Annotated in this window: 17 protein-coding genes; 9 read left to right on the forward strand and 8 right to left on the reverse strand. The window is 67.2% G+C overall.

The window, feature by feature from the left end:
* Positions 1 to 170: 170 nt before the first annotated feature.
* From F8O07_RS09650 to F8O07_RS09665, 4 genes are all read right to left on the reverse strand, one after another.
* Positions 171 to 1,232 (reverse strand): ABC transporter permease subunit, encoded by a 1,062-nt coding sequence (locus F8O07_RS09650; protein WP_158031991.1) that lies wholly within the window; start codon positions 1,230 to 1,232, stop codon positions 171 to 173.
* A complete protein-coding gene (locus F8O07_RS09655; protein ID WP_158032148.1) occupies positions 1,229 to 2,155 on the reverse strand; it encodes an ATP-binding cassette domain-containing protein in 927 nt (308 codons plus the stop codon). Before F8O07_RS09655 ends, F8O07_RS09650 begins: the two co-directional genes overlap by 4 nt.
* Positions 2,156 to 2,286: 131 nt before the next feature.
* Positions 2,287 to 2,808 carry a hypothetical protein gene (locus F8O07_RS09660; RefSeq protein ID WP_158031992.1) on the reverse strand — a complete coding sequence of 174 codons (522 nt, stop codon included), beginning with the start codon at positions 2,806 to 2,808 and terminating at the stop codon, positions 2,287 to 2,289.
* 158 nt (positions 2,809 to 2,966) lie between these two features.
* Complete coding sequence (locus F8O07_RS09665; protein WP_158031993.1) at positions 2,967 to 4,340, reverse strand: class I SAM-dependent RNA methyltransferase; 1,374 nt, start codon at positions 4,338 to 4,340, stop codon at positions 2,967 to 2,969.
* Here F8O07_RS09665 and F8O07_RS09670 point away from each other — a divergent pair.
* Positions 4,335 to 5,060: a Maf family protein gene (locus tag F8O07_RS09670; RefSeq protein ID WP_158031994.1), complete on the forward strand. Its 726-nt coding sequence runs from the start codon at positions 4,335 to 4,337 to the stop codon at positions 5,058 to 5,060. The genes F8O07_RS09665 and F8O07_RS09670 overlap by 6 nt on opposite strands.
* A gap of 109 nt (positions 5,061 to 5,169) precedes the next feature.
* Positions 5,170 to 6,963 carry an acetyl/propionyl/methylcrotonyl-CoA carboxylase subunit alpha gene (locus tag F8O07_RS09675; RefSeq protein ID WP_158031995.1) on the forward strand — a complete coding sequence of 598 codons (1,794 nt, stop codon included), beginning with the start codon at positions 5,170 to 5,172 and terminating at the stop codon, positions 6,961 to 6,963.
* Between the two features lie 90 nt (positions 6,964 to 7,053).
* On the opposite strand, the gene F8O07_RS09680 is transcribed toward F8O07_RS09675, so the two are convergent.
* Entirely contained in the window at positions 7,054 to 8,079 is a 1,026-nt protein-coding gene (locus tag F8O07_RS09680; RefSeq protein ID WP_158031996.1) for an LLM class flavin-dependent oxidoreductase, read from the reverse strand.
* Between the two features lie 185 nt (positions 8,080 to 8,264).
* Positions 8,265 to 9,689: an NAD(P)H-quinone dehydrogenase gene (locus tag F8O07_RS09685; RefSeq protein WP_158031997.1), complete on the reverse strand. Its 1,425-nt coding sequence runs from the start codon at positions 9,687 to 9,689 to the stop codon at positions 8,265 to 8,267.
* Positions 9,690 to 9,731: 42 nt separating this feature from the next.
* Here F8O07_RS09685 and F8O07_RS09690 point away from each other — a divergent pair, with 42 nt between their 5' ends.
* Genes F8O07_RS09690 through hrpB form a run of 3 tightly spaced genes read left to right on the forward strand, consistent with a single transcriptional unit; the run spans position 9,732 to position 15,093 of the window.
* Positions 9,732 to 10,604: a purine-nucleoside phosphorylase gene (locus tag F8O07_RS09690; protein WP_158031998.1), complete on the forward strand. Its 873-nt coding sequence runs from the start codon at positions 9,732 to 9,734 to the stop codon at positions 10,602 to 10,604.
* Positions 10,601 to 12,376: a phospho-sugar mutase gene (locus tag F8O07_RS09695; protein WP_158031999.1), complete on the forward strand. Its 1,776-nt coding sequence runs from the start codon at positions 10,601 to 10,603 to the stop codon at positions 12,374 to 12,376. Before F8O07_RS09690 ends, F8O07_RS09695 begins: the two co-directional genes overlap by 4 nt.
* Positions 12,373 to 15,093 (forward strand): ATP-dependent helicase HrpB, encoded by a 2,721-nt coding sequence (hrpB, locus tag F8O07_RS09700; protein WP_158032000.1) that lies wholly within the window; start codon positions 12,373 to 12,375, stop codon positions 15,091 to 15,093. The genes F8O07_RS09695 and hrpB overlap by 4 nt, the downstream gene beginning before the upstream one ends.
* Before the next feature lie 6 nt (positions 15,094 to 15,099).
* On the opposite strand, the gene F8O07_RS09705 is transcribed toward hrpB, so the two are convergent.
* Both F8O07_RS09705 and F8O07_RS09710 read right to left on the reverse strand, forming a co-directional pair.
* Complete coding sequence (locus tag F8O07_RS09705; RefSeq protein WP_158032001.1) at positions 15,100 to 16,251, reverse strand: adenosine deaminase; 1,152 nt, start codon at positions 16,249 to 16,251, stop codon at positions 15,100 to 15,102.
* A 46-nt stretch (positions 16,252 to 16,297) separates the two neighbouring features.
* Positions 16,298 to 17,422 carry a mannose-1-phosphate guanylyltransferase gene (locus tag F8O07_RS09710; RefSeq protein WP_158032002.1) on the reverse strand — a complete coding sequence of 375 codons (1,125 nt, stop codon included), beginning with the start codon at positions 17,420 to 17,422 and terminating at the stop codon, positions 16,298 to 16,300.
* 212 nt (positions 17,423 to 17,634) lie between these two features.
* Here F8O07_RS09710 and sdhC point away from each other — a divergent pair, with 212 nt between their 5' ends.
* Genes sdhC through F8O07_RS09730 form a run of 4 tightly spaced genes read left to right on the forward strand, consistent with a single transcriptional unit; the run spans position 17,635 to position 21,139 of the window.
* A complete protein-coding gene (sdhC, locus tag F8O07_RS09715) occupies positions 17,635 to 18,012 on the forward strand; it encodes a succinate dehydrogenase, cytochrome b556 subunit (protein WP_225732980.1) in 378 nt (125 codons plus the stop codon).
* Between the two features lie 17 nt (positions 18,013 to 18,029).
* On the forward strand, positions 18,030 to 18,464 hold the full coding sequence (locus F8O07_RS09720; protein WP_158032004.1) for a succinate dehydrogenase hydrophobic membrane anchor subunit: 435 nt from the start codon (positions 18,030 to 18,032) through the stop codon (positions 18,462 to 18,464).
* Between the two features lie 39 nt (positions 18,465 to 18,503).
* A complete protein-coding gene (gene sdhA / locus F8O07_RS09725) occupies positions 18,504 to 20,306 on the forward strand; it encodes a succinate dehydrogenase flavoprotein subunit (protein ID WP_158032005.1) in 1,803 nt (600 codons plus the stop codon).
* Between the two features lie 2 nt (positions 20,307 to 20,308).
* Positions 20,309 to 21,139: a succinate dehydrogenase iron-sulfur subunit gene (locus F8O07_RS09730; RefSeq protein WP_158032006.1), complete on the forward strand. Its 831-nt coding sequence runs from the start codon at positions 20,309 to 20,311 to the stop codon at positions 21,137 to 21,139.
* The last annotated feature ends 377 nt before the right edge of the window (positions 21,140 to 21,516 follow it).

Genomic DNA, 21,516 nt, shown 5'->3' on the forward strand with positions numbered 1-21,516 from the left:
TCACGGGCCGCGCCCGCACCGGGCTGCAGAACGAGGAGGCACCAGTTCGCCGCCATGCCGGTGAGCCGCAGACGCTCCGCTCCGATGCCCGTGAATCGATCTGGAGCCGATACCGATCACCAGCAGCACTCAGCCGAAGAGCGGCCGACCTGTTCCCTGCGCACCGACTGTCACACGTCTCGACGCAGTGTCAGCAGCCAGGCGACCGCGCCTGACACGACCGACCAGACCGCGAGGCTGATCCCGCCCTGCCATGCCGTCATCGCGGTGTGCTCTGGCGCGGGCATGCCTGCGGGAGCATCCATCGGTATCGTCGTCAGTGCCGTGCCAGCCTGACTGGGCAGCCAGTCGTTGACCGTCAGAGCCCAGTCGATGTCGAAGCCGCTGACGATCGAGAGCACTGTCGGCACGATCATCAGGAGCCCCACCACGATCGCGATGCCGGCGGCCGGCGAGCGCACGACCGCTCCGATGTGCACCGAGATGATGCCGAGAGCAGCCAGGTAGGCAGCGGCGCCCAGGCTGACCAACAGCATCTGAGAGCTGAACGGCTGTTGGTCGGGCAGCACTCCGTGCAGCAGCAGAGAGACCACGACCGCGCTCAACAGCATCGTGACGAAGCCGAGCACCGCGAGCACGATGCCCACTGCCAAGGCTTTGGCGAGCAGCACCGGCCATCGCCGAGGCACGGCGAGCATCGAGGTGGTGATCGAGCCGCCCGAGAACTCGGTGGTGATGTTCAGCACGCCGAGCACGCTGGCGACGAGCGCCGCTGCTCCGATGCCGGAGGCAGCCAGCTGCAGCATCTGTGCGGTCTGTGCGTCGGCGTCTCCAGACTCGAAGAGACCGGTCACCCCAGAGCTGTCCGTACCGGTCTGCCCGGCGACCGAGGCGATCGCCAACCCGACCAGCAGGGCCAGGCCGACTCCGACCACGATGAGCACGCTGAGCGTCCACCAGGTCGATCGCACGCTCCAGAGTTTGATCCACTCAGAGCGCAGCACTCCCCCGAACCCGAGACGTGCGCTGCCGAGCCGGTCACGCCGAGCTGCTGCCGCGGCTGCGCGACGCGTCGGCGGCTGCGGTGCGGCACCGGGAGCAGGTGCGGCCGCAGGCTGCGGGGCGACGCCTGACGATACCTGCCACTCGGCCGACGGCTGAGCCGGCTGGCCTGGCTGTACGGGCTGGCTTGGCTGCACGGGCTGATCTGGCTGTCCTGGCTGAGGTGTCATGCGTGGGCTCCTTCGGGCAGGCTGCCGGCGTTGTACTGCACGGCGTTCTCAGTGAGTTCGAGGTAGGCCTGCTCGAGCGAGGCCTCGACGGTGTGCAGTTCGTGCAGTACCACATGCGTGTCAGCTGCCGTCTGGCCGATCACCGCGGCATCGAGCCCGGTGACCGAGAATGCGCCATCGGCGCCGGCGGTCACGGTCGCGCCCATACGCTGCAGCTCGGCGGCGAGGTCGGCGCCCTGTGGCGAGCGCACCCGCACGTAGTTTCGCCCGGCGTGCGTGATGAACTGCTGCAGCGACGTGTCGGCCAGCACGCGACCGCGGCCGAGCACGATCAGATGATCGGCGGTCTGCGCCATCTCGGCCATGAGGTGGCTTGAGACGAGCACCGTCTTGCCCTTCGACGCTTCGTAGCGCAGCAGCTGCCGCACCCACACCACACCGTCTGGGTCGAGGCCGTTGACCGGCTCGTCGAGAATGAGCGTGTCGGGGTCGCCGAGCAGCGCGGCCGCGATGCCGAGCCGCTGGCCCATACCGAGTGAGAAGCCGCCCGACCGCTTGTCGGCGACCGATTCGAGCCCGGCCATCGCGATGACCTCGTCGACACGTGAGTCGGGGATGCCATGCGTGGCAGCGAGCGCACGCAGATGAGCCCGGGCGGAGCGTCCGCGGTGCACGGCCTTGGCGTCGAGCAGGGCGCCCACCTCACGCAGTGGCGCACGATGCTCGGCGTAGCGACGTCCGTTGACCGTCACCGTGCCGGTGGTCGGGCGGTCGAGGCCGAGTGCCAGCCGCATCGTCGTCGACTTGCCGGCGCCGTTCGGCCCGAGGAACCCGGTCACACGGCCGGGCTCCACGCGAAAGGTGACGTGGTCGACAGCGGTCTTGCTGCCATACCTTTTGCTGAGGTCGCGGGCCTCGATCATCGGAGGTGCTCCTGTCATCTGGTGAGGGGATGCTGCCGGTCGCGAATCGTGCGCCGTCTGCTTCGGTGTCGACGAAACAAGGCACGAGATACACGACTAGGTTAGCGGAGCGCCGTTGTGAGCGAGTCGTCTCACGCTCTCGGTTCTCTGGAGCGCCCCGAATCGTCGGCCTGGTCATCTGCGTCCGGGCCCGACTCCTCGACCTCGATCACGGTGTACTCGCCGCCGTCGATGGTCTCGCCCGAGATCTCGGTGCGCGGCTGAAACCGCTCGCGCATCTGCTGCACCGACTGTCTGCCCGCCTGCACGAGCCGCCAGCCTGACAGGGCGATCGCCCCGACCGCAGCGACCGCAAGCAGGAGAAAGCTCAGCCAGGCCAGATCGCCCAGCATCGACGCCACGACCACCAGTATGTCGACGACGATGACCACCACGACATCGACCCAGTCGAAGTGCCCCGGGCGACGGCCCGGACGCAGAAAGATCAGCAGCGCCAGCACGATCAGTGCGATGAACAGCACCGGTGCGCCGATTCCGAGCGCGAGCACCTGCCATCCGCTCTGCGCGCGGAAGCCGCCGCCGAAGAAGAGCCACAGCGGCAAGAGCACAGTGAGCGCAGGCTGCAGACGAGCCATCACACGTTGGAGAACCATGCCGCTCAGACTACCGGCCGCGCACGTCGGCCCACCGAGGCGTTCGCTCTGGGCGACCAGCGACGACGGCATTCACAGCGAGCTCAGAGCATTCTTCAGAAGACCGCCGTACGAGAAGTGCCTGGGCGAGCCTCATGCTCCAGCCGTCGTCTGACGGCTCAGCGTACGAACGACACGACCGTCTCGAAGTGGTGGCTGTGGGGAAAGAGATCGAACGCGCGCACGTCGGCGATCTGATAGCCGGCGTCGGCGAGCAGCCGAGCATCCCGAGCCAGAGCGACGGGATCGCAGGCCACATAGATCACCTGCGCCGGCTGCAGCTTCGCCAGGTCGGCGACGACCTTCTTGCCCGCACCAGAGCGCGGCGGGTCGAGCACGACCAGCGAACGCCGGTACATCGACGCGGGCGCCTGCTCCGCCTCACGACGCAGAAAGCCCTCGACGGACTCGCTGCGCGCGTCGACGCGTTCGAACTCGCGGGCGTTGATGTCGGCCAGCTCGCTGGCACGCTGGTCGGCCTCGACTGTGGTGACCGCCAGGCCTGCTCGTGCGAGCCACACGGCGAAGAGCCCGACGCCGCCGTAGAGGTCGAGGTGGGGTGCGTCCGGGTCGATCCGATCGACGGCGACAAGGCTCGCCACCGCGTCGACCAGTGTGGTCGGCGCATCACGATGCACCTGCCAGAACCCGCCCTCGTCGACCTGAAACTCGACACCGTGCACCCGACGCACGACCGTTGCGCCGTGTCCGCCGTCGAGCACGATGCGTGCGCGACCGGGCCCGTCGAAGTGTTTGCGCTCATCGAGCACCAGCTGCACGGTCTTGTGGCCCTTGCGCAGCCCGCGGTGAACGCCCAGCTCTTCGAGCTCGTCGACGGCCAGCGGCAGATGCTCGACCGGAACGACCGTGTGGGAACGCGCCGCGTAGGGGCCGACCCGCCCTTCGGCGTCGACGTGCAGCAGCTCGCGGGTGCGCCAGCGCCGCCCGGGTCTGTGATCGGGGTCGAGTCCCGGCAGATCGACGGCATCGCGCGACGCCGCGTCGTCGACGGGCGCGACATCGAGATTCCAGGCCGCCACGGCATCCGCATCGAAGTGGCCGATGCGCTCGAAGGCGTCCCGCAGCACGATGCTCTTGAGCTCGCGCTGGCGCGGCAGGGCGATATGCCCGAAGTCGGCGCTGCCGGCCCGGACCTCGGGCTCACGGCTGATGTCACCTTCGGGCAGCACCTGACGACGGCGATCCGAGGATGCCTCCAAGACTTCGAGCGCAACGGCTCTGGCGAATCGTGGCTTCGCCTCGGTCAGGCGGGCACGCACCCGCTCGCCGGGCATGGTGTCGGGCACGAACACGACGCGGCCCGCGTGACGCGCGACGAAGACGCCCTGATGAGCGACGCCGGTAACATCGAGATCGATCACGTCGCCGACCTGCGGCTGCGTGTCACTCGCCGCACCGCCCTCGACGTTCGAAGACTTGCGGCTGGGGTTCTTGGCGTTCGACTGCGGTTCGGGAAAGGTCTGCTCATGCACATCAACGACTCTACTGCGCCAACGGCGGCCCCCGCTCGGCGCCCGCGTGTGCCGTTCGTGCTCGCTTCGACGTCACCGGCCCGCCTCGCCACGATGCGCTCGGCCGGCATCGAGCCGGTCGTCGTGCCAAGCCACGTTGACGAGGATGCCGTGGTCGCCGCCGCCGGACTGGCCGGTGAGAGCGTGGTCGAGGGTCGCGACCGCACGGTCGACGACGGCGGGCGCACCGCGCAGATCGTCTCGACGCTCGCCCGTGCGAAGGCGCGAGCGGTGCTCACCCCCGAGGTCAACGGGCTCGTTCTCGGCGGAGACTCGATGTTCGAGATCGACGGCGTGCCGCTCGGCAAGCCGCACACACCGCAGCGGGCCGCAGAGCGCATCCGTCAGATGCGCGGACGCACCGGGACGCTCTACTCGGGGCACTGGCTGGTCGACCACCGCGGGGGTTCGACCATCGCCGAGGCAGGCGCGTGGGACAGTGCCACTGTGACGTTCGACGACATCAGCGACGCCGAGATCGAGGCCTATGTCGCGACCGGCGAGCCGCTCGAAGTGGCCGGCAGCTTCACTGTCGACGGGCTCGGGCAGGCGTTCATCACGTCGGTGCAGGGCGCGCCCAGCTGCGTCATCGGGCTCTCAGTGCCTGTCGTGCGCCGACTCGCCGCACAGCTCGGAGTGTTCTGGCCCGACCTGTGGAACATAGGCGCGGCCCGAGGCTGACGTGCGAGGTCGGCTCGCCGTGCGCTTGTAGGACTGCACGAAACCGGCAAATCGATTTTGTCGGAGGTTGCCACAGAATCTGTGCGCCTGCATCGTAGGCTGTTCGACTATGAGCACTGCCCTCAACACCACCCTGCCTCGTAAGATCACCAAAGTTCTCATCGCCAACCGCGGTGAGATCGCCGTTCGGGTGATCCGAGCCGCACGCGACGCCGGCATCGCATCGGTCGCCGTCTACGCCGACCAGGACATCAACGCGATTCACGCGAGCCTGGCCGACGAGGCGTACGCACTCAACGGCGACAGCGCCGCCGACACCTACCTCTCGATCGAGAAGCTCATCTCGGTGGCTCGACGCTCCGGTGCCGATGCGATCCACCCCGGTTACGGCTTTCTCTCTGAGAACGCCGACTTCGCACAGGCCGTCATCGATGCCGGTCTGATCTGGGTCGGCCCACCACCCGCAGCGATCACATCGCTGGGCGACAAAGTCTCGGCGCGACACATCGCAGAGAAGGTCGGGGCTCCTCTGGCTCCGGGCACCAGCGACCCGGTCAAGGGCGCCGACGAGGTCGTGGCCTTCGCTGAGAAGGTCGGCCTGCCGGTCGCGATCAAAGCGGCGTTCGGCGGCGGCGGTCGCGGGCTCAAGGTGGCCTACGAGCTCGACGAGATTCCCGCGCTGTTCGATTCGGCCACACGTGAGGCCGTTGCAGCATTCGGCCGCGGTGAGTGCTTCGTCGAGAAGTTCCTGCTGCGCCCTCGCCACGTCGAGACGCAGTGCCTCGCCGACGAGCACGGCAACGTCGTCGTGGTCAGCACACGCGACTGCTCGCTGCAGCGGCGCAACCAGAAGCTGGTCGAAGAGGCCCCGGCGCCGTTCATCACGCAGGAACAGCATGATCGTCTCTACGCCGCCTCGAAGGCGATCCTGCGCGAGGCCGGGTACGTCGGCGCAGGCACCTGCGAGTTTCTCATCGGGCACGACGGCACACTCTCGTTCCTCGAGGTGAACACGCGACTGCAGGTGGAGCATCCGGTCTCAGAGCAGGTGACCGGCCTCGATCTGGTGCGCGAGCAGTTCCGCATCGCCGAGGGCGGCGAACTCGACTACCCAGACCCGGAGAACCACGGGCACGCGTTCGAGTTCCGCATCAACGGAGAAGATCCCGGCAACCACTTTCTGCCTGCGCCCGGCACGATCGTCACCTACCGTGAGTGCAGCGGCCCAGGCGTGCGCGTCGACTCAGGGGTGACCGGCGGTGACGTGGTCTCCGGTGCGTTCGACTCGCTTCTGGCCAAGGTGGTGGTGACCGGCGCCACTCGCGAAGAGGCGCTTGAGCGCTCACGCCGAGCACTGGCCGAGTTCGAGATCACCGGCATGCCGACCGCACTGCCCTTCCACCGCGTGGTGGTCAACGAGCCCGACTTCGTGGCCGCAGACGGGCATTTCAAGGTGCACACCACCTGGATCGAGAACGATTTCGACAATCGCATTCCGGCGTGGAGCGGCACCCCTTCTGAAGACGAGAGCATCTTCGCCAAGCGCAGCGACGTGGTGCTGGAGGTCGCCGGTCGACGCATCGAGGTCAGCGTGCCAGACGTGCTGGTGAAGGGCGATTGGGGCACGGCGAGCCGCCCGGCCCCGAAGCGCCGATTCCGCGCCGCCGAGGTCACCGGCGACAACACGAACGCCGTCTCGACCCCGATGCAGGCCAGCGTGGTCAAGGTCGCCGTCGAAGAGGGTCAGAAGGTCATCGAGGGCGATCTGCTGGTCGTGCTCGAGGCGATGAAGATGGAACAGCCGATCACCGCGCAGCGCGCCGGTGTCGTGCGCAATCTGAACGCGCCGATCGGGCAGACGATTCCGTCCGGGCACACGCTGCTCACCATCGAAGACGAGTAGTCAGCGCGCCGAGTCGCTGCTGCGAATGCCGCCAGCACGGGCCCTTTCGGTCACCGTGCTGGCGGCATTCTGCGGTGTCGGCGGCTGTCGTCAGCGCCAGCCGAGCCCGGGCGCGACGTCTTCGACGACGCTGCGCAGCAGATGCGCGTTGTACTCGACGCCCAGCGTGCTGGGCACGGTCAGCGTGACCGTGTCGGCCTCGGCGACGGCCTCATCCTGCGCCAGCTGCTCGACCAGGCGATCGGGCTCGTCTGCGTAGCTGCGCCCGAACCGAGCCACGGTCTTCGAGTCGATCCAGCCGACCGTGTCATGGCTCTCGTCACGACCCGCCCACAGCTGCCGATCGAGGTCAGAGGTGATCGGCATGATGCTGCGGCTGACGCTCACTCGAGGCTCGCGATCCCATCCCGTTTCCTTCCACGCGGCACGGAAGAGACGGATCTGCTCGGCCTGCAGCACGCTCAACGGCACACCGGTGTCTTCGGTGAGCAGCGTGGAGCTCATCAGGTTCATGCCCTGGCGCGCCGTCCACTCCGCGGTCGCCCGAGAACCGGCACCCCACCAGATGCGATCACGCAGGCCCGGCGAGTACGGTTCGACGCGCAGCAGGCCCGGCGGGTTCGGAAACATCGGCCGGGGGTTCGGCTCGGCGAAGCCTTCGCCCTCGATCACCTCCAGGAAACGAGCTGTGTGCTCCCGCGCCATCTCAGCACCGTCGGAGTCATGTGCCTCCGGCTGATAGCCGAAGTGTCGGAATCCGTCGATCACCTGCTCAGGTGACCCGCGGCTGACTCCCAGCTGCAGTCTGCCCGCTGCGATGAGGTCGGCCGCGCCGGCGTTCTCTGCCATTGCGAGCGGGTTCTCATAGCGCATGTCGATGACGCCGGTGCCGATCTCGATGCGCGAGGTGCGCGCGCCGATCGCGGCCAGCAGCGGGTACGGAGACCCCAGCTGCTGAGCGAAGTGGTGAACGCGGAAGTACGCGCCGTCGACGCCGATCTCTTCGGCGGCCACAGCCAGATCGATCGACTGCAGCAGCGCGTCGCCGCCGGTGCGCACGGGCGAATGAATGGAGTTCTGCCAATGCCCGAATGACAGGAATGCGATATTTTTCACATGAAGCTACAACAATTTCGGCCGGAGGCCATTCCCAACTGGACGCCAACCGTGGATGATGTTCGGTTCACTGACCGGAAGGATCGACTGCAGGAGCCTGCCGAGCCACATGGCCGATCCCATCCGCACCAGCGCCGCACACGCCTGCAGGGCACCGCAGACCGCTCTCCGCGCAGGCTCGCGAATCAGCCCTTCAGCATGTGCAGCGCACGCGCCGCATCGGTGATCGCTCCCGACAGCGAGGGGTAGACCGCGAAGGCGTTGGCGACCTGGTCGACGGTCAGCCGCTGCTCGACCGCAAGTGCGAGCGGGAAGATCAGCTCGCTGGCTTTGGGCGCAACGACGACGCCGCCGATGACCGTGCCCGACTGCGTGCGGGCGAAGAGCTTGACGAACCCGTCGCTGATGTTCTGCATCTTCGCGCGCGGGTTCTCGGCGAGCGGGTACTTGTAGATGACGCCCTGTGCGAGGCCCTCTTCGATCTGCGACTGCGACCAGCCGACCGAGGCGATCTCGGGCGCGGTGAAGATGTTCGAGGCCACGTTGCGCAGCTTGATCGGCTGCGCCGCGTCACCGAGCGCGTGGAACACCGCGGTTCGGCCCTGCATGTTCGCCACGCTGGCCAGCGGGAAGAAGTCGGTGCAGTCTCCGGCGGCGTAGATCTCAGGCACTGAGGTGCGCGCGACACGGTTGACCTTGATATGGCCGGATGCCGTCGTCTGCACCCGGGCGCCCTCAACCCCCAGCCCGGCCGTGTTCGGAATCGACCCGACCGCCATCAGGCAGTGGCTGCCGACCACCGTGCTGCCGTCGCTGAGCGTGGCGATGACCTCGTCGCCTTCGCGCACAACGCTCTCGGCGCGAGACTTCGAGAGCACGTTCATCCCCTCGCGCAGGAACACCTCTTCGATCACGCGTGCGGCGTCTTCGTCCTGTCCGGGCAGCACGCGGTCGCGGCTCGAGATCAGCGTGACCTCGCTGCCGAGGTGGCGGAACGCGCTGGCGAACTCGGCACCGGTCACACCGGAGCCGACGACGATCAGGTGCTGCGGCAGCTCTTCGAGCTGATACAGCTGAGTCCAAGTGAGGATGCGCTCGCCGTCCGGCATCGCGCTTGGCAGCTTGCGGGGGTGCGCGCCAACAGAGACGACCGTGGTGTCGGCGTGGAACTCACTGACCTCCCCGTTGGTGAGATCTGCCGCGATGGCGTGATGGTTGAGCAGCCGACCCGTGCCCTTGACGATGCGCACACCCTGCTTCTCCAGGGTCGCCGCCATATCGGCCGACTGCTGTCGGGCCAGATCGAGCAGTCGACGGTTCACCGTCTTGAGGTCGATGCGGTAGTCGGGAGCGATCGGCTCGTCGCTGCCCGGCGCGAAGATCTGCACCCCCAGACGCTGTGCGTTCGCGACCTGCGTCGTCGCCTCGGCTACCGCGATCAGTGCCTTCGAGGGCACGACATCGGTGAGCACGGCAGAGCCGCCGACGCCATGACGTTCGATGAGGGTGACATTGGCCCCGAGCTGGGCGCCGGTCAGCGCAGCCTCGTAACCGCCAGGCCCTCCTCCGATGACCACCAGATCGTGCTTGTCGCCGAACTCGTATGCCATGTGCGGTGTTCTCCCTCTGCAGAGTTGCCTATCTTTATCAGTATGACAGCTTCTGCCACTCCAGATGGCCCATCAGAGACCGCCACGCCTGCACATTATGCACCCGCGGCCTCCGGACGCACACCCACGCCGCTCGCGCAGCAGGCGGCCGACACGATCAGACAGCGCTCCGGCGTCTCGGGCATCGATCGCGCCGTGGTGCTCGGATCGGGCTGGGGAGCATCCGCTGATCGTCTCGGCACCACCCTCACGACGCTGCCCGCAGCCGAGGTGCCCGGCTTTCACGCGTCGGGCGTGCCCGGTCATGCCGGCACGCTGCAGATCGTGCAGACTGCCTCAGGTCGTCGTGTGCTGCTGATCGCCGCGCGCACGCACCTCTATGAAGGGCATGGTGTGGATGCTGTGGTGCACGGCGTGCACACCGCCGCCGCGCTCGGAGCGGGTTCGATCGTGCTGACCAACGGCTGCGGAGGGATCGACCCGTCGCTCGCTCCCGGCAGTCCGGTGCTGATCAGCGACCACGTCAACCTCACCGGCACCTCGCCGCTGAGCGGCCCGACCTTCGTCGACATGACCGACGTGTACTCCCCCAGGCTCCGCGCCGCGGTGCGCGAGCGGCACCCGCAGATGCGCGAAGGCGTCTATGCCCAGTTTCGCGGCCCGCAGTACGAGACCCCGGCCGAGGTGCGCATGGCGCGGGCGATCGGAGCCGATCTGGTGGGCATGTCGACCGCCCTCGAAGCGATCGCAGCTCGCGCCTTGGGCCTCGAGGTTCTAGGCTTGTCTTTGGTGACGAACGCCGCTGCCGGGGTCTCTGCCCAACCGCTGAGCCATGCCGAGGTCATTCAGGCTGGCCGCGATGCAGCGCCACAGCTCACCGAACTGCTTGCCGAGATACTGGAGAACATCGTATGACCGATACCGCCAACGCCCAGGGGAACACGCACGCCGACGCGTCGGGTCGAGAACCCGGCGACGCCGCAGAGCTTGAACAGCTTGCCGCTCTGGTCGCTCAGGCCGAGCAGTGGCGTGACCAAGACCCAGACCCGAAGACCTCGAAGCTGCTCGACGACCAGATCGACCTGGCACGCAAGGGCGACGAGCAGGCACTGAGCACCCTGCACAGCGAGTTCGACGAGCGCCTCGCCTTCGGCACCGCCGGACTGCGTGGAGAGATGGGGCCAGGCCCCGCTCGCATGAACCGCGTGCTCGTTTCGCAGGCCGCCGCCGGCCTCGCCTCATACCTGGTCGAGCACGCCGGCGACGAACGCCCGACGCTGGTCATCGGCTACGACGGTCGCCACAACTCCGAGATCTTCGCTCGCGACACCGCCGAGCTCGCACAGGCCGCCGGCGTCGACGCGCTGCTGCTGCCGCGCAACCTGCCCACCCCGGTCACCGCGTTCGTGCTGCGCCACCTCGACGCCTCGGCCGCCGTGATGGTGACGGCCAGCCACAATCCCGGCGCCGACAACGGCTACAAGGTGTATCTCGGCGGTATCGACGCCGGGTCACAGATCATCAGCCCTGCCGATCAGCTGATCGCCGCGCACATCGATCAGATCGCCCAAGACTTCACCGTCGACCAGCTGCCCCGCTCGCAGGCCTACCGGGTACTGGGCGAAGACGTCATCGACGCCTACGTCACCGAGACCGCGGCTGCAGTCGCTCAACGGGCACCCCAGGCCTCTGCCGACGGGCTCAGCTTCGTCTACACCGCCATGCACGGTGTGGGCTGGGAGGTCGCCGCACGACTCTTCGAGACGCTGGGCATTCCGGCACCGGCGACGGTCACAGAGCAGATCGCGCCGGATCCCGAGTTTCCCACCGTCGCGTTCCCGAACCCCGAGGAGCCCGGCGCGCTCGACCTCTCGTTCGCACTGGCCCGCAAGACCGGGGCCGATCTCATCATCGCCAACGATCCCGACGCCGACCGACTGGCTGTGGCAATTCCAGACGATGCTGCCGAGGGCGGCTGGCGTCGCCTCACCGGCAACGAGGTCGGCTGGCTGCTCGGCGACCTGATCGCCAGCGAGCACCGTCCCGGCACTCCGGGTGCGCTCGCCGCCTCGCTGGTGTCCAGCCCGCTGCTCGGCCGCATCGCCGAACACTACGGCATCGAGCACGTCGAGACGCTCACCGGCTTCAAGTACGTGAACCGCGTGCCCGGCCTGATCTTCGGATATGAGGAGGCGCTCGGCTACCTCGTCGACCCGGAGCTCGTCCGTGACAAGGACGGCGTCTCCGCCGCTGCCCTGTTTCTGCTGCTGGCCGCACGGCTGAAGAGCGAGGGCCACACCGTCGCTCAGGCTCTGCAGCGAATCGCTGCCGACTATGGCTCGGCAGCGAGCGATCAGGTGGCCATTCGCGTCGCCGACCGCTCGCTCATCGCTCAGGCGACTGCCGCCCTGCGCGCCGAACCGCTCACCACGATCGCCGGTCTCGACGTCGTCGCTCACGACGACCTGCTGCACGGCATCGACGGGCTGCCCCCGGCAGACATCCTGCGCTACTCGCTCGCCGACGGCTCACGCGTCATCGTGCGTCCCTCGGGCACCGAGCCGAAGCTCAAGATCTATCTCGACGTCTCGAGCAGTCTGCCCGATCCGGCCGAAGCAGCGGCTGAGAACGCGACGAAGCTCGCCGAGCTGCGTGACTGGTGGCAGAAGCGCCTGCACCTGGGATGACGTCTTCTGCCGCGGCCGCCGCTGGCGAAGCGCGGCAGCCCGTCTTTGACCTGCCAGCCATCGGCGCCGGGCTTCCTGCGACATCCTTGGTTCCTCGACTGCACGACGTGCTCACGCGGACCACTCGTGGTCCGGCGTTCGCCGTCGTGCAGGCTCCACCGGGATCAGGCAAGACGACGGTCGTGCCTCCCGCAGTGGCGAATGCGGTCGCCGGGCGGGTCATCGTCACCGAGCCACGCCGACTCGCCGCGCGCTCCGCAGCCGAAAGGCTCGCCGACCTCAGCCGCACTCGTATCGGCGACGCGGTCGGCTATGCCGTGCGCGGCGAACACCACATCGGACCGCAGACGCAGGTGGAGTTCGTCACCACAGGTCTGCTGCTGCGTCGGCTGACCGCCGACCCCGAGCTCGCAGGCGTCGATGCCGTGGTGCTCGACGAGGTGCACGAACGCGACCTCGACGCCGATCTGCTCTTCGCCATGCTCCGCGAAGTGGCCCTGCTGCGCGGCGATCTCGCTCTGATCGTCATGTCGGCGACGCTCGACACACAACGCTGGAGTTCGCTGCTCGGCGACGCTGCGCCGGTGCTCACCGCAGAGGTGCCCCTGCACCCGCTCACGGTGGAATGGCGGCCGGCGCCCGTCGGCACCCAACGACTCGACGCCCGCGGCGTCACTCCCGGTTTTCTGCGACACGTCGCCACGGTCGTGGCCGCCAAGTCGCGCGAGCAGGCTGAGGGCACCGTGCTGGCTTTTCTTCCGGGCCGCCGTGAGGTGGACGCTGTGGTCGCCCGCCTGCGCGATTCCGGAGTCACTGCCCTGCCGCTGCACGGTTCGCTGCCCGCGTCGGCGCAGCGAGCGGCGCTCGCGCCCTTGGGCACGCACGAACGCCGAGTGATCGTGTCGACCTCTATCGCCGAGACGTCGCTGACCGTGCCCGGCGTGCACACCGTCGTCGACGCCGGCCTATCGCGCGAGCCCCGGCTCGATGCGATGCGCGAGATGTCCGGTCTGGTGACCGTTCCGGTGTCGAGCGCGGCGGCGACGCAGCGCGCCGGTCGTGCCGCCCGTCTGGGCCCCGGCACAGTCGTGCGCTGCTACAGCGAGGCCGAGTTCGCGTCGGCTCCCGCACAGGCACGCCCGGCGATCACCACTGCGGACCTCACCGAGGCAGCTCTCATGCTGACGCTCTGGGGCGATCCCGATGCTCGAGAACTCGCGCTGCCTGATGCCCCGCCGCGGGCGTCGCTCGAGCTCGCCCAGCGCACGCTGGTTCGGCTGGGTGCGATCGCGCCTGAGAGCGGCACGACGATGCGATGGCGTGTCACCGACCTCGGGCGGCTGATCGCTCGGATGCCGGTGCACCCGAGACTGGCGCGCGCGCTGATCGACGGCGCCGCGCTGATCGACGGTGATCGCCGGTCAGCTGTGACGCTGGCAGCCGAGGCCGTGGCGGCCATCGAATCGGACGCACGGGCTCCCGGAGGCGACCTGCCTGCGCTGCTGCACGAGCTGCGTAGTGGCGGGCACCGCGGCGGACACAGATCTCGACGTGACGGCAGCGACGAGGGCCCACACAGCCAGGCCGCTGCCGCCGTCTCGCCTGCGGCAGCGCATCGGTGGCAGCAGGATGTGCGCCGCCTCGTCGCACTCATGCCCGATCACAGCAGCGCCTCGAGAAGCGGGGTGAGTCACTCGTCGGTCGACGCCGACGGGGTGATCGCGGCAATCGCTGGACTCGCATACCCGGAGCGCCTGGCGCGTCTGCGGCCCAGCGACTCGGGGCCGAGCGACTCCGGGCTGAGCTATCAGCTTGCCTCAGGCACCGGTGCCGTGCTGCCCCGCGGCTCAGCACTGCGCGGGTCGCAGTGGTTGGCCGTCAGCGAAGTGAGCGTAGCGCGAACCGGCGACGGTTCCGGGGCGATGATTCGTGCCGCTGCACCGCTGACCGTCGACGCAGCTCTCGTCGTCGGCGCAGGTCTCATCGAAGACACAGTCGAGAGCGAGTGGCGCGACGGCCGGCTCAGCGCCCGGCGGGTGCGCCGGCTGGGAGCGATCGAACTCTCACGGGCGCCCGCACATCTGGCTGCGGCTGATGCGCGTGCGCAGGTGCGCAGCCTGCTCGCCACCGCAGACGGCTTGGCCTCGCTGCATTGGTCTCAGGCAGCGAGCGATCTGCGCGACCGCCTGCACATGCTGCATCGTGAGCTGGGCGACCCCTGGCCGGCCGTCGACGACGCTGCGCTCAGCGGTCGTCTTGATGACTGGCTCGCTCCAGAGATCGAGCGGCTTGCGGCTGGAACCGCGACAGCCGGGCTCGACCTGGCATCCGCGCTGCGCCGACTGCTGCCCTGGCCTGACGCGTCGCGGCTGGATGCCCTGGTGCCGGAACGCCTCGAAGTGCCGTCTGGGTCATGGGTCCGGGTGCACTACCCGTCGGATGACGATGCGCCGCCGGTGCTCGCGGTGAAGCTGCAGGAGTGCTTCGGCTGGCAGCAGGTTCCGCATCTGGTCGACGGCCGAGTGCCCGTGCAGCTGCACATGCTCTCACCCGCCGGTCGCCCGCTCGCAGTGACGATGGATCTGGCGTCGTTCTGGCACGATGGCTACCGACAGGTGCGCGCCGAGATGCGCGGCCGATACCCGAAGCACCCGTGGCCAGAAGACCCGACCACCGCGAAGGCGACGCGAGGCGTCAAACGAACCCCGCGCCGCTGACCGAGGTCAGTCGAGGTCGTCGTAGAACGCGATCACGCGATCGGCAAGATCCTGACGGTCGGTGGCAGGCAGGAAGGAGCCTTCGGCTGCGTTGAGCGTCAGTACGGCGAGATCGTCCAGACCATACTCGAAAGCCTGCGCCACGCGTGCGAACTCCTCGGTCAGCGTGGTGTTCGACTGCAGCCGGTTGTCGACGTTCACGGTCACTCGGAAGTCGAGCTGGTAGAGCAGGTCGAGCGGATGCTCGTCGAACGGGCCGGCGAAGGCGCCGGTCTGCAGATTCGACGACGGGTTCGTCTCGAGCACGATGCCGCGATCGCGTACCCATGCGGCGACGTCGCCGAGCACGGCGAGCACTTCGTCGGAGTCGTCGCCTTCGTCGATCAGCTGGATGTCGTCGACCAGATGCGTGCCATGACCGAGACGCAGCGCACGGCCGTCGATCAGGGCCGACACGATGGAGTCAAGGCCGTCAGCCTCGCCGGCATGCACCGTGGTCGGAAAGAAGCTGCGCGCCAGGTAGTCGAGAGCCTCTTGATGACGAGACGGCAGAAAGCCCTTCTCGGGGCCGGCCAGGTCGAACCCGACCACGCCGGCATCTCGATAGCGCACTGCGAGCTTGGCCATCTCGAGCGAGCGATCATTGTGACGCAGCGCGGTCACGATCTGGTTTGCCTCGATCTGGAAGCCGCGCTCGGCGGCGTCTCGCATGCCCTCTTCGAAGCCGGCGGCGACCGCTTCGACTGCTGCCTCGGGGGTGAGACCGCCAGCAAGATGCTGTTCGGGAGCCCAGCGCGCCTCGACGTAGATGATTCCGTCGTCGACCGAGTCTTCGACGAACTCACGGGCGACCCGGGCCAGCGAGTCAGCGGTCTGCATGACGCCGACGGTCTGGTCGAAGGTCTTGAGGTAGGCGATGAGGTCGCCGGAGTCAGCACTGTCGGCGAACCAGTCGCCGAGCTCTTCGGGATCGTCGACCGGCAGCTCGAGACCGGCCTGGTCAGCCAGTTCGACGATGGTCTCAGGGCGCAGGCCGCCATCGAGATGGTCGTGCAGGCTGATCTTTGGAACCTCGACCAAATCGACCCCTTCGAGGGTCAGATCGAGGGTGTCATCATCGAGGATTCGGTCTTCTGCGGAATCGTGCTCAGCGCTCATGCGCCAACTCTAGCGGAGCCGACGACGCCATCAGCCGCCGAAGCGCTCAGAGCAGATTCTCGTTTCCCGTCTGACGCACCATGTTCACCATCTCTTTCACGCGCTGGGCATGATCGCTGGTGGTGATCATCAGCACGTCTTCGGTGTCGACGACGACAAGATCCTGCACCCCGATGATGGCGATCAGCCGGTCGGTCTCGCTGACCAGCACACCGGTGCTCGACTCGGAGAGCACGCTCGCCTCGCCGAGAATGGCAAGGTTGCCGGGGTTGCGCTTACGCACCTGCCGCGCCACCGCAGAGAAGTCGCCCACGTCATCCCAGTCGAAGTCGCCCGGGATCACCGCCACCTGACCCGCTGCAGCGACCGGTTCGGCGATGGCGTAGTCGATTGCGATCTTCTTGAGCTTCGGCCAGGTCTTGGCCTTCTCTTCGTAGACGGCGGGAGTGCCCCATGCGTCGGCGATGCGGTCGATGCCAGCGGCCAGCTCGGGTTCGCTCTCGCGCAGCCAGCACATCAGGTCGACCGCACGCGCCACGAACATGCCCGCGTTCCAGAGATACTCGCCGCTGGCGACGTACTCTCGCGCGACGCTGGCCTTGGGCTTCTCGACGAAGCTGGTCACCGCCCGTGCGCTCTTCGGCAGCCCCAGCGAGCCGTCCGGGTCGAGAATGCCATCGGTGCGAATGTACCCGAAACCAGTCGAGGGCGAGGTCGGGGTGATGCCGATCGTCACCAGCCGGCCGGTCGCCGCGACCTGCGCAGCCTCGGTGACGACCTCGCGGAAGGCTCGTTCGTCGCCGATGAAGTGGTCGGCGGGGAACGAGGCCACGATGGCGTCTGGGTCGCGACGTGCGATAAGGGCGGCCGCCAGGCAGATCGCTGCAGTCGAGTCACGAGGCTCACTCTCGAGCACCAGGTTGTCGCCGTCGAGGTCGGGCAGCTGGCTGACGACCGAGGCCCGGTGTGCGGCACCCGTCACCACCATGATGTGGTCACTGCCGATCAGCGGGACGATCCGGTCCCAAGTCGACCGCAGCAGAGAGTGGCCTGATCCGGTGAGGTCGAGGAGGAATTTGGGCTCTTTCGCTCGTGACAGAGGCCACAGACGGGAACCGACACCTCCCGCCGGGATGATCGCGTACACGTGGTCAGCGGCAGATGCAGACATGATCACGAGCGTACCAGAGCCCCCCTGACTCGACGTGGGCCTGCACCCCGACGACATGTGTCGGAGAAATCAGCTTCGCACCCATGTTCCTGGCTCTTGCTTAGGCAGACCTTACTGATATGCGAATGCACGCCGGGTCTAGACTTGCCACAACACAGTCAGCGTCCGATAGGTTTCTGTTGCCGGGCGTACTCAACCAAGGAGGGTTGTTCGTGTCACCGAAACCAGCCGGTACTCTGTACCGTGGCCGAGAAGGCATGTGGTCCTGGGTTTTCCACCGCATCACCGGCGTGGCCATCTTCTTCTTCCTGCTGGTGCACATTCTCGACACCGCACTCATTCGCCTCTCTCCCGAGGCCTACAACGCGGTCATCGGCACCTACAAGAATCCTCTGATGGGCGTGGGCGAGGTCGCACTGGTCGCCGCGATCGCATTTCACGCGCTCAACGGCCTGCGTGTCATCCTCATCGACTTCTGGTCGCAGGGCACGAAGCATCAGCGCGGACTCTTCTACGGTGTGATGCTCGTCTGGCTTGTGCTGATGATCTTCTTCGTGCCGCAGCACCTGTCACACGTGTTCGGGTTCTAAGGAAGGGCTGAACGACAATGACCGTCACCATCGAGAAACCCGCCCGCGCACCTCACAAGCGCTCGAACCGCGAGAAGTTCGCCTGGCTCTTCATGCGCGGTTCGGGTGTTCTGCTCGTCGTGCTCATCTTCGGGCATCTGTACTTCAACCTGCTCACCGGCGACGGCATTCACCAGGTCGACTGGGGGTTCGTGGCCGGAAAGCTGGCCAACCCGTTCTGGCAGGTCTGGGACATCCTCATGCTCTGGCTCGCACTGCTGCACGGCGCGAACGGCATGCGCACGATCGTCAACGACTACGTCGAGAACCAGCGGGTGGCCAAAGGCCTGCGCATCGCGATCTTCGCGGCAGCTGGCGTGCTGATCATCCTCGGCACCTGGGTCGTCTTCGGCTTCGACCCCTGCGCCGACCCCAACCTGAACGCAGACTGGCAGCAGTTCTGCACGAAGTGACGCCTGACGGCGCCGAGTCAAAGGCGATGAAAGACTGAGATGACTGAGACCTCAACGACCAAGAACGGCGACTACACCGTTCACTACCACCAGCATGATGTGATCATCGTCGGTGCCGGCGGCGCCGGCATGCGCGCTGCGATCGAGGCCGGCCCCCATGCCGACACCGCCGTGATCACCAAGCTCTACCCCACTCGTTCGCACACGGGTGCGGCTCAGGGCGGCATGGCTGCGGCCCTCTCGAACCTCGAAGAGGACTCATGGGAGTGGCACACCTACGACACGGTCAAGGGCGGCGACTTCCTCGCTGATCAGGATGCCGTCGAGATTCTGGCCAAAGAGGCCATCGACGCGGTCATCGACCTCGAGAACATGGGTCTGCCGTTCAACCGCACCGACGACGGCAAGATCGCTCAGCGCCGATTCGGAGGCCACACCCGCGAGCACGGCAAGGCGCCCGTTCGTCGCTCGTGCTACGCCGCAGACCGCACCGGCCACATGATTCTGCAGACCCTCTATCAGAACTGCGTCAAACTCGGCATCCAGTTCTACAACGAGTACTACGCACTCGATCTGGTCTTCACCGAGATCGACGGCGAACGCCGCCCTGCAGCGGTCATCGCGTACGAGCTGGCCACCGGCGACATTCACGTCTTCCAGGGCAAGTCGATCGTTTTCGCGACCGGCGGCTTCGGCAAGATGTTCAAGACGACGTCGAACGCTCACACGCTCACCGGCGACGGCGTCGGCATCATCTGGCGTCAGCACCTGCCCCTCGAAGACATCGAGTTCTTCCAGTTCCATCCGACCGGTCTCGCCGGTCTGGGCATCCTGCTCACCGAGGGTGCCCGTGGCGAAGGCGCCATTCTGCGAAATGCGAATGGTGAGCGATTCATGGAGCGGTACGCGCCGACCATCAAAGACCTCGCACCTCGCGACATCGTCGCCCGATGCATGGTGCAGGAGGTTCAGGAGGGCCGCGGCGTCGGCCCGAACAAAGACTACGTGCTGCTCGACTGCACCCATCTGGGTGCCGAGGTGCTTGAGACCAAGCTTCCCGACATCACTGAGTTCGCCCGCACCTATCTCGGCGTCGACCCAGTCGTCGAGCCCGTGCCGGTCTATCCGACAGCGCACTATGCCATGGGCGGCATCCCCACCAACAACAACGGCGAGGTGCTGCGCACGATCAAAGACATCGTGCCCGGCCTCTACGCGGCCGGAGAGTGCGCGTGCGTCTCGGTGCACGGGGCGAACCGACTGGGCACCAACTCGCTGCTCGACATCAACGTGTTCGGCAAACGTGCCGGTCGTCAGGCGGTCAAGTACTCGCGTGAGGCGGAGTTCGTTCCGCTGCCCGAGGCACCCGAGCAGGGCGTCATCGAGCTGCTCGACGGCATCCGCAACAACGACGGCGGCGAGTCGCTCGCGCAGATCCGCAAAGAGCTGCAAGAGACCATGGACACCAACGCACAGGTGTTCCGCACCGAAGAGACGCTGACTCAGGCCGCCAACGATGTGCGAGCTCTGCGCAGGCGCTATCAGCACATCAGCATCCACGACCACGGTCGCCGCTTCAACACCGACCTGCTCGAAGGCGTCGAGCTCGGGTTCCTGCTCGATCTCGCCGAGGTACTGATCGCGGCCGCGCTGAACCGCAAAGAGAGCCGCGGCGGCCACATGCGCGACGACTACCCCAAGCGCGACGACGCCACATACCTCAAGCACACGATGGCCTACCTGACAGGTGACCCCAACGAAGGCGAGCCCGGCTCGCACATCACGCTGGGGTGGAAGCCTGTCGTGCTCACCCGGTATGAGCCCAAGGAGAGGAAGTACTGATCATGGCGACTGCTGCCGCGACCACTGAGAACGTCACTTCGAAGGCACACGCCGAGTCGTACAGCGCCGATGCTGCCGACCGGTCGAAGCACGCTCCGTCAGCACACGACGCATCGGTGAAGCCGTTCACTGTCACGTTCAACATCCGGCGTTTCGACCCCGATGTCGACACCGAGCCCCGCTGGGAGTCGTTCGACGTCGAGATGTACTCGACCGATCGTGTGCTCGATGCGCTGCACAAGATCAAGTGGGAGCAGGACGGCTCGCTGACGTTCCGTCGCTCCTGCGCGCACGGCATCTGCGGCTCTGACGCCATGCGCATCAACGGCCGCAACCGACTGGCCTGCAAGACGCTGATCAAAGACCTGGACATCGACAAGCCGATCTACGTCGAGGCCATCAAGGGACTGCCTCTTGAGAAAGACCTCGTCGTCGACATGGAGCCCTTCTTCAAGGCCTACCGTGACGTGCAGCCTTTCCTTCAGGCCCATTCGGAGCCCGCGGAAGGCCGTGAGCGGCTGCAGACGATCAAGGATCGCGAGATCTTCGACGATACGACCAAATGCATCCTCTGCGCAGCCTGCACCACCAGCTGCCCGGTCTTCTGGACCGACGGTCAGTACTTCGGCCCCGCTGCCATCGTGAACGCGCACCGATTCATCTTCGACTCACGTGACGACGAATCGCAGGTGCGTCTGGACATCCTCAACGACAAAGAGGGCGTGTGGCGCTGCCGCACGACCTTCAACTGCACCGAGGCCTGCCCGCGTGGCATCCAGATCACGAAGGCGATCGCAGAGGTCAAGCAGGCGGCCATTCGCGGCCACCGCTGATCCAGTGATCGGCTGAACGGCTCGCGCGCTGCACCGCGCGGCTTCAGTCGCGTGAGGGCAGCGTCCAGCGTTTCGACAGCCGCCCAGTTGTTACGACACGAGAACCGCCGGTTCTGACTCACTGAGTCGGAGCGCGGCGGTTCTTCGTTCATTCGGCGACCCTGACCTCTGCGTTTCGGGCATCGCTCGGTCCGGCATTGGCCTTGTGGCATTCCTCGACCCGGCACGGGCCCGTATGGCATCACCCGGCCCGGCACACTTCTCTCTCGGGGGGGGGGGGGGGGGGGGGGGGGGGGGGGGGGGGGGGGGGGGGGGGGGGGGGGGGGGGGGGGGGGGGGGGGGGGGGGGGGGGGGGGGGGGGGGGGGGGGGGGGGGGG

It is taken from the genome of Pseudoclavibacter sp. CFCC 13796 (assembly GCF_008831185.1).
Taxonomy (GTDB): Bacteria; Actinomycetota; Actinomycetes; order Actinomycetales; family Microbacteriaceae; genus Pseudoclavibacter_A.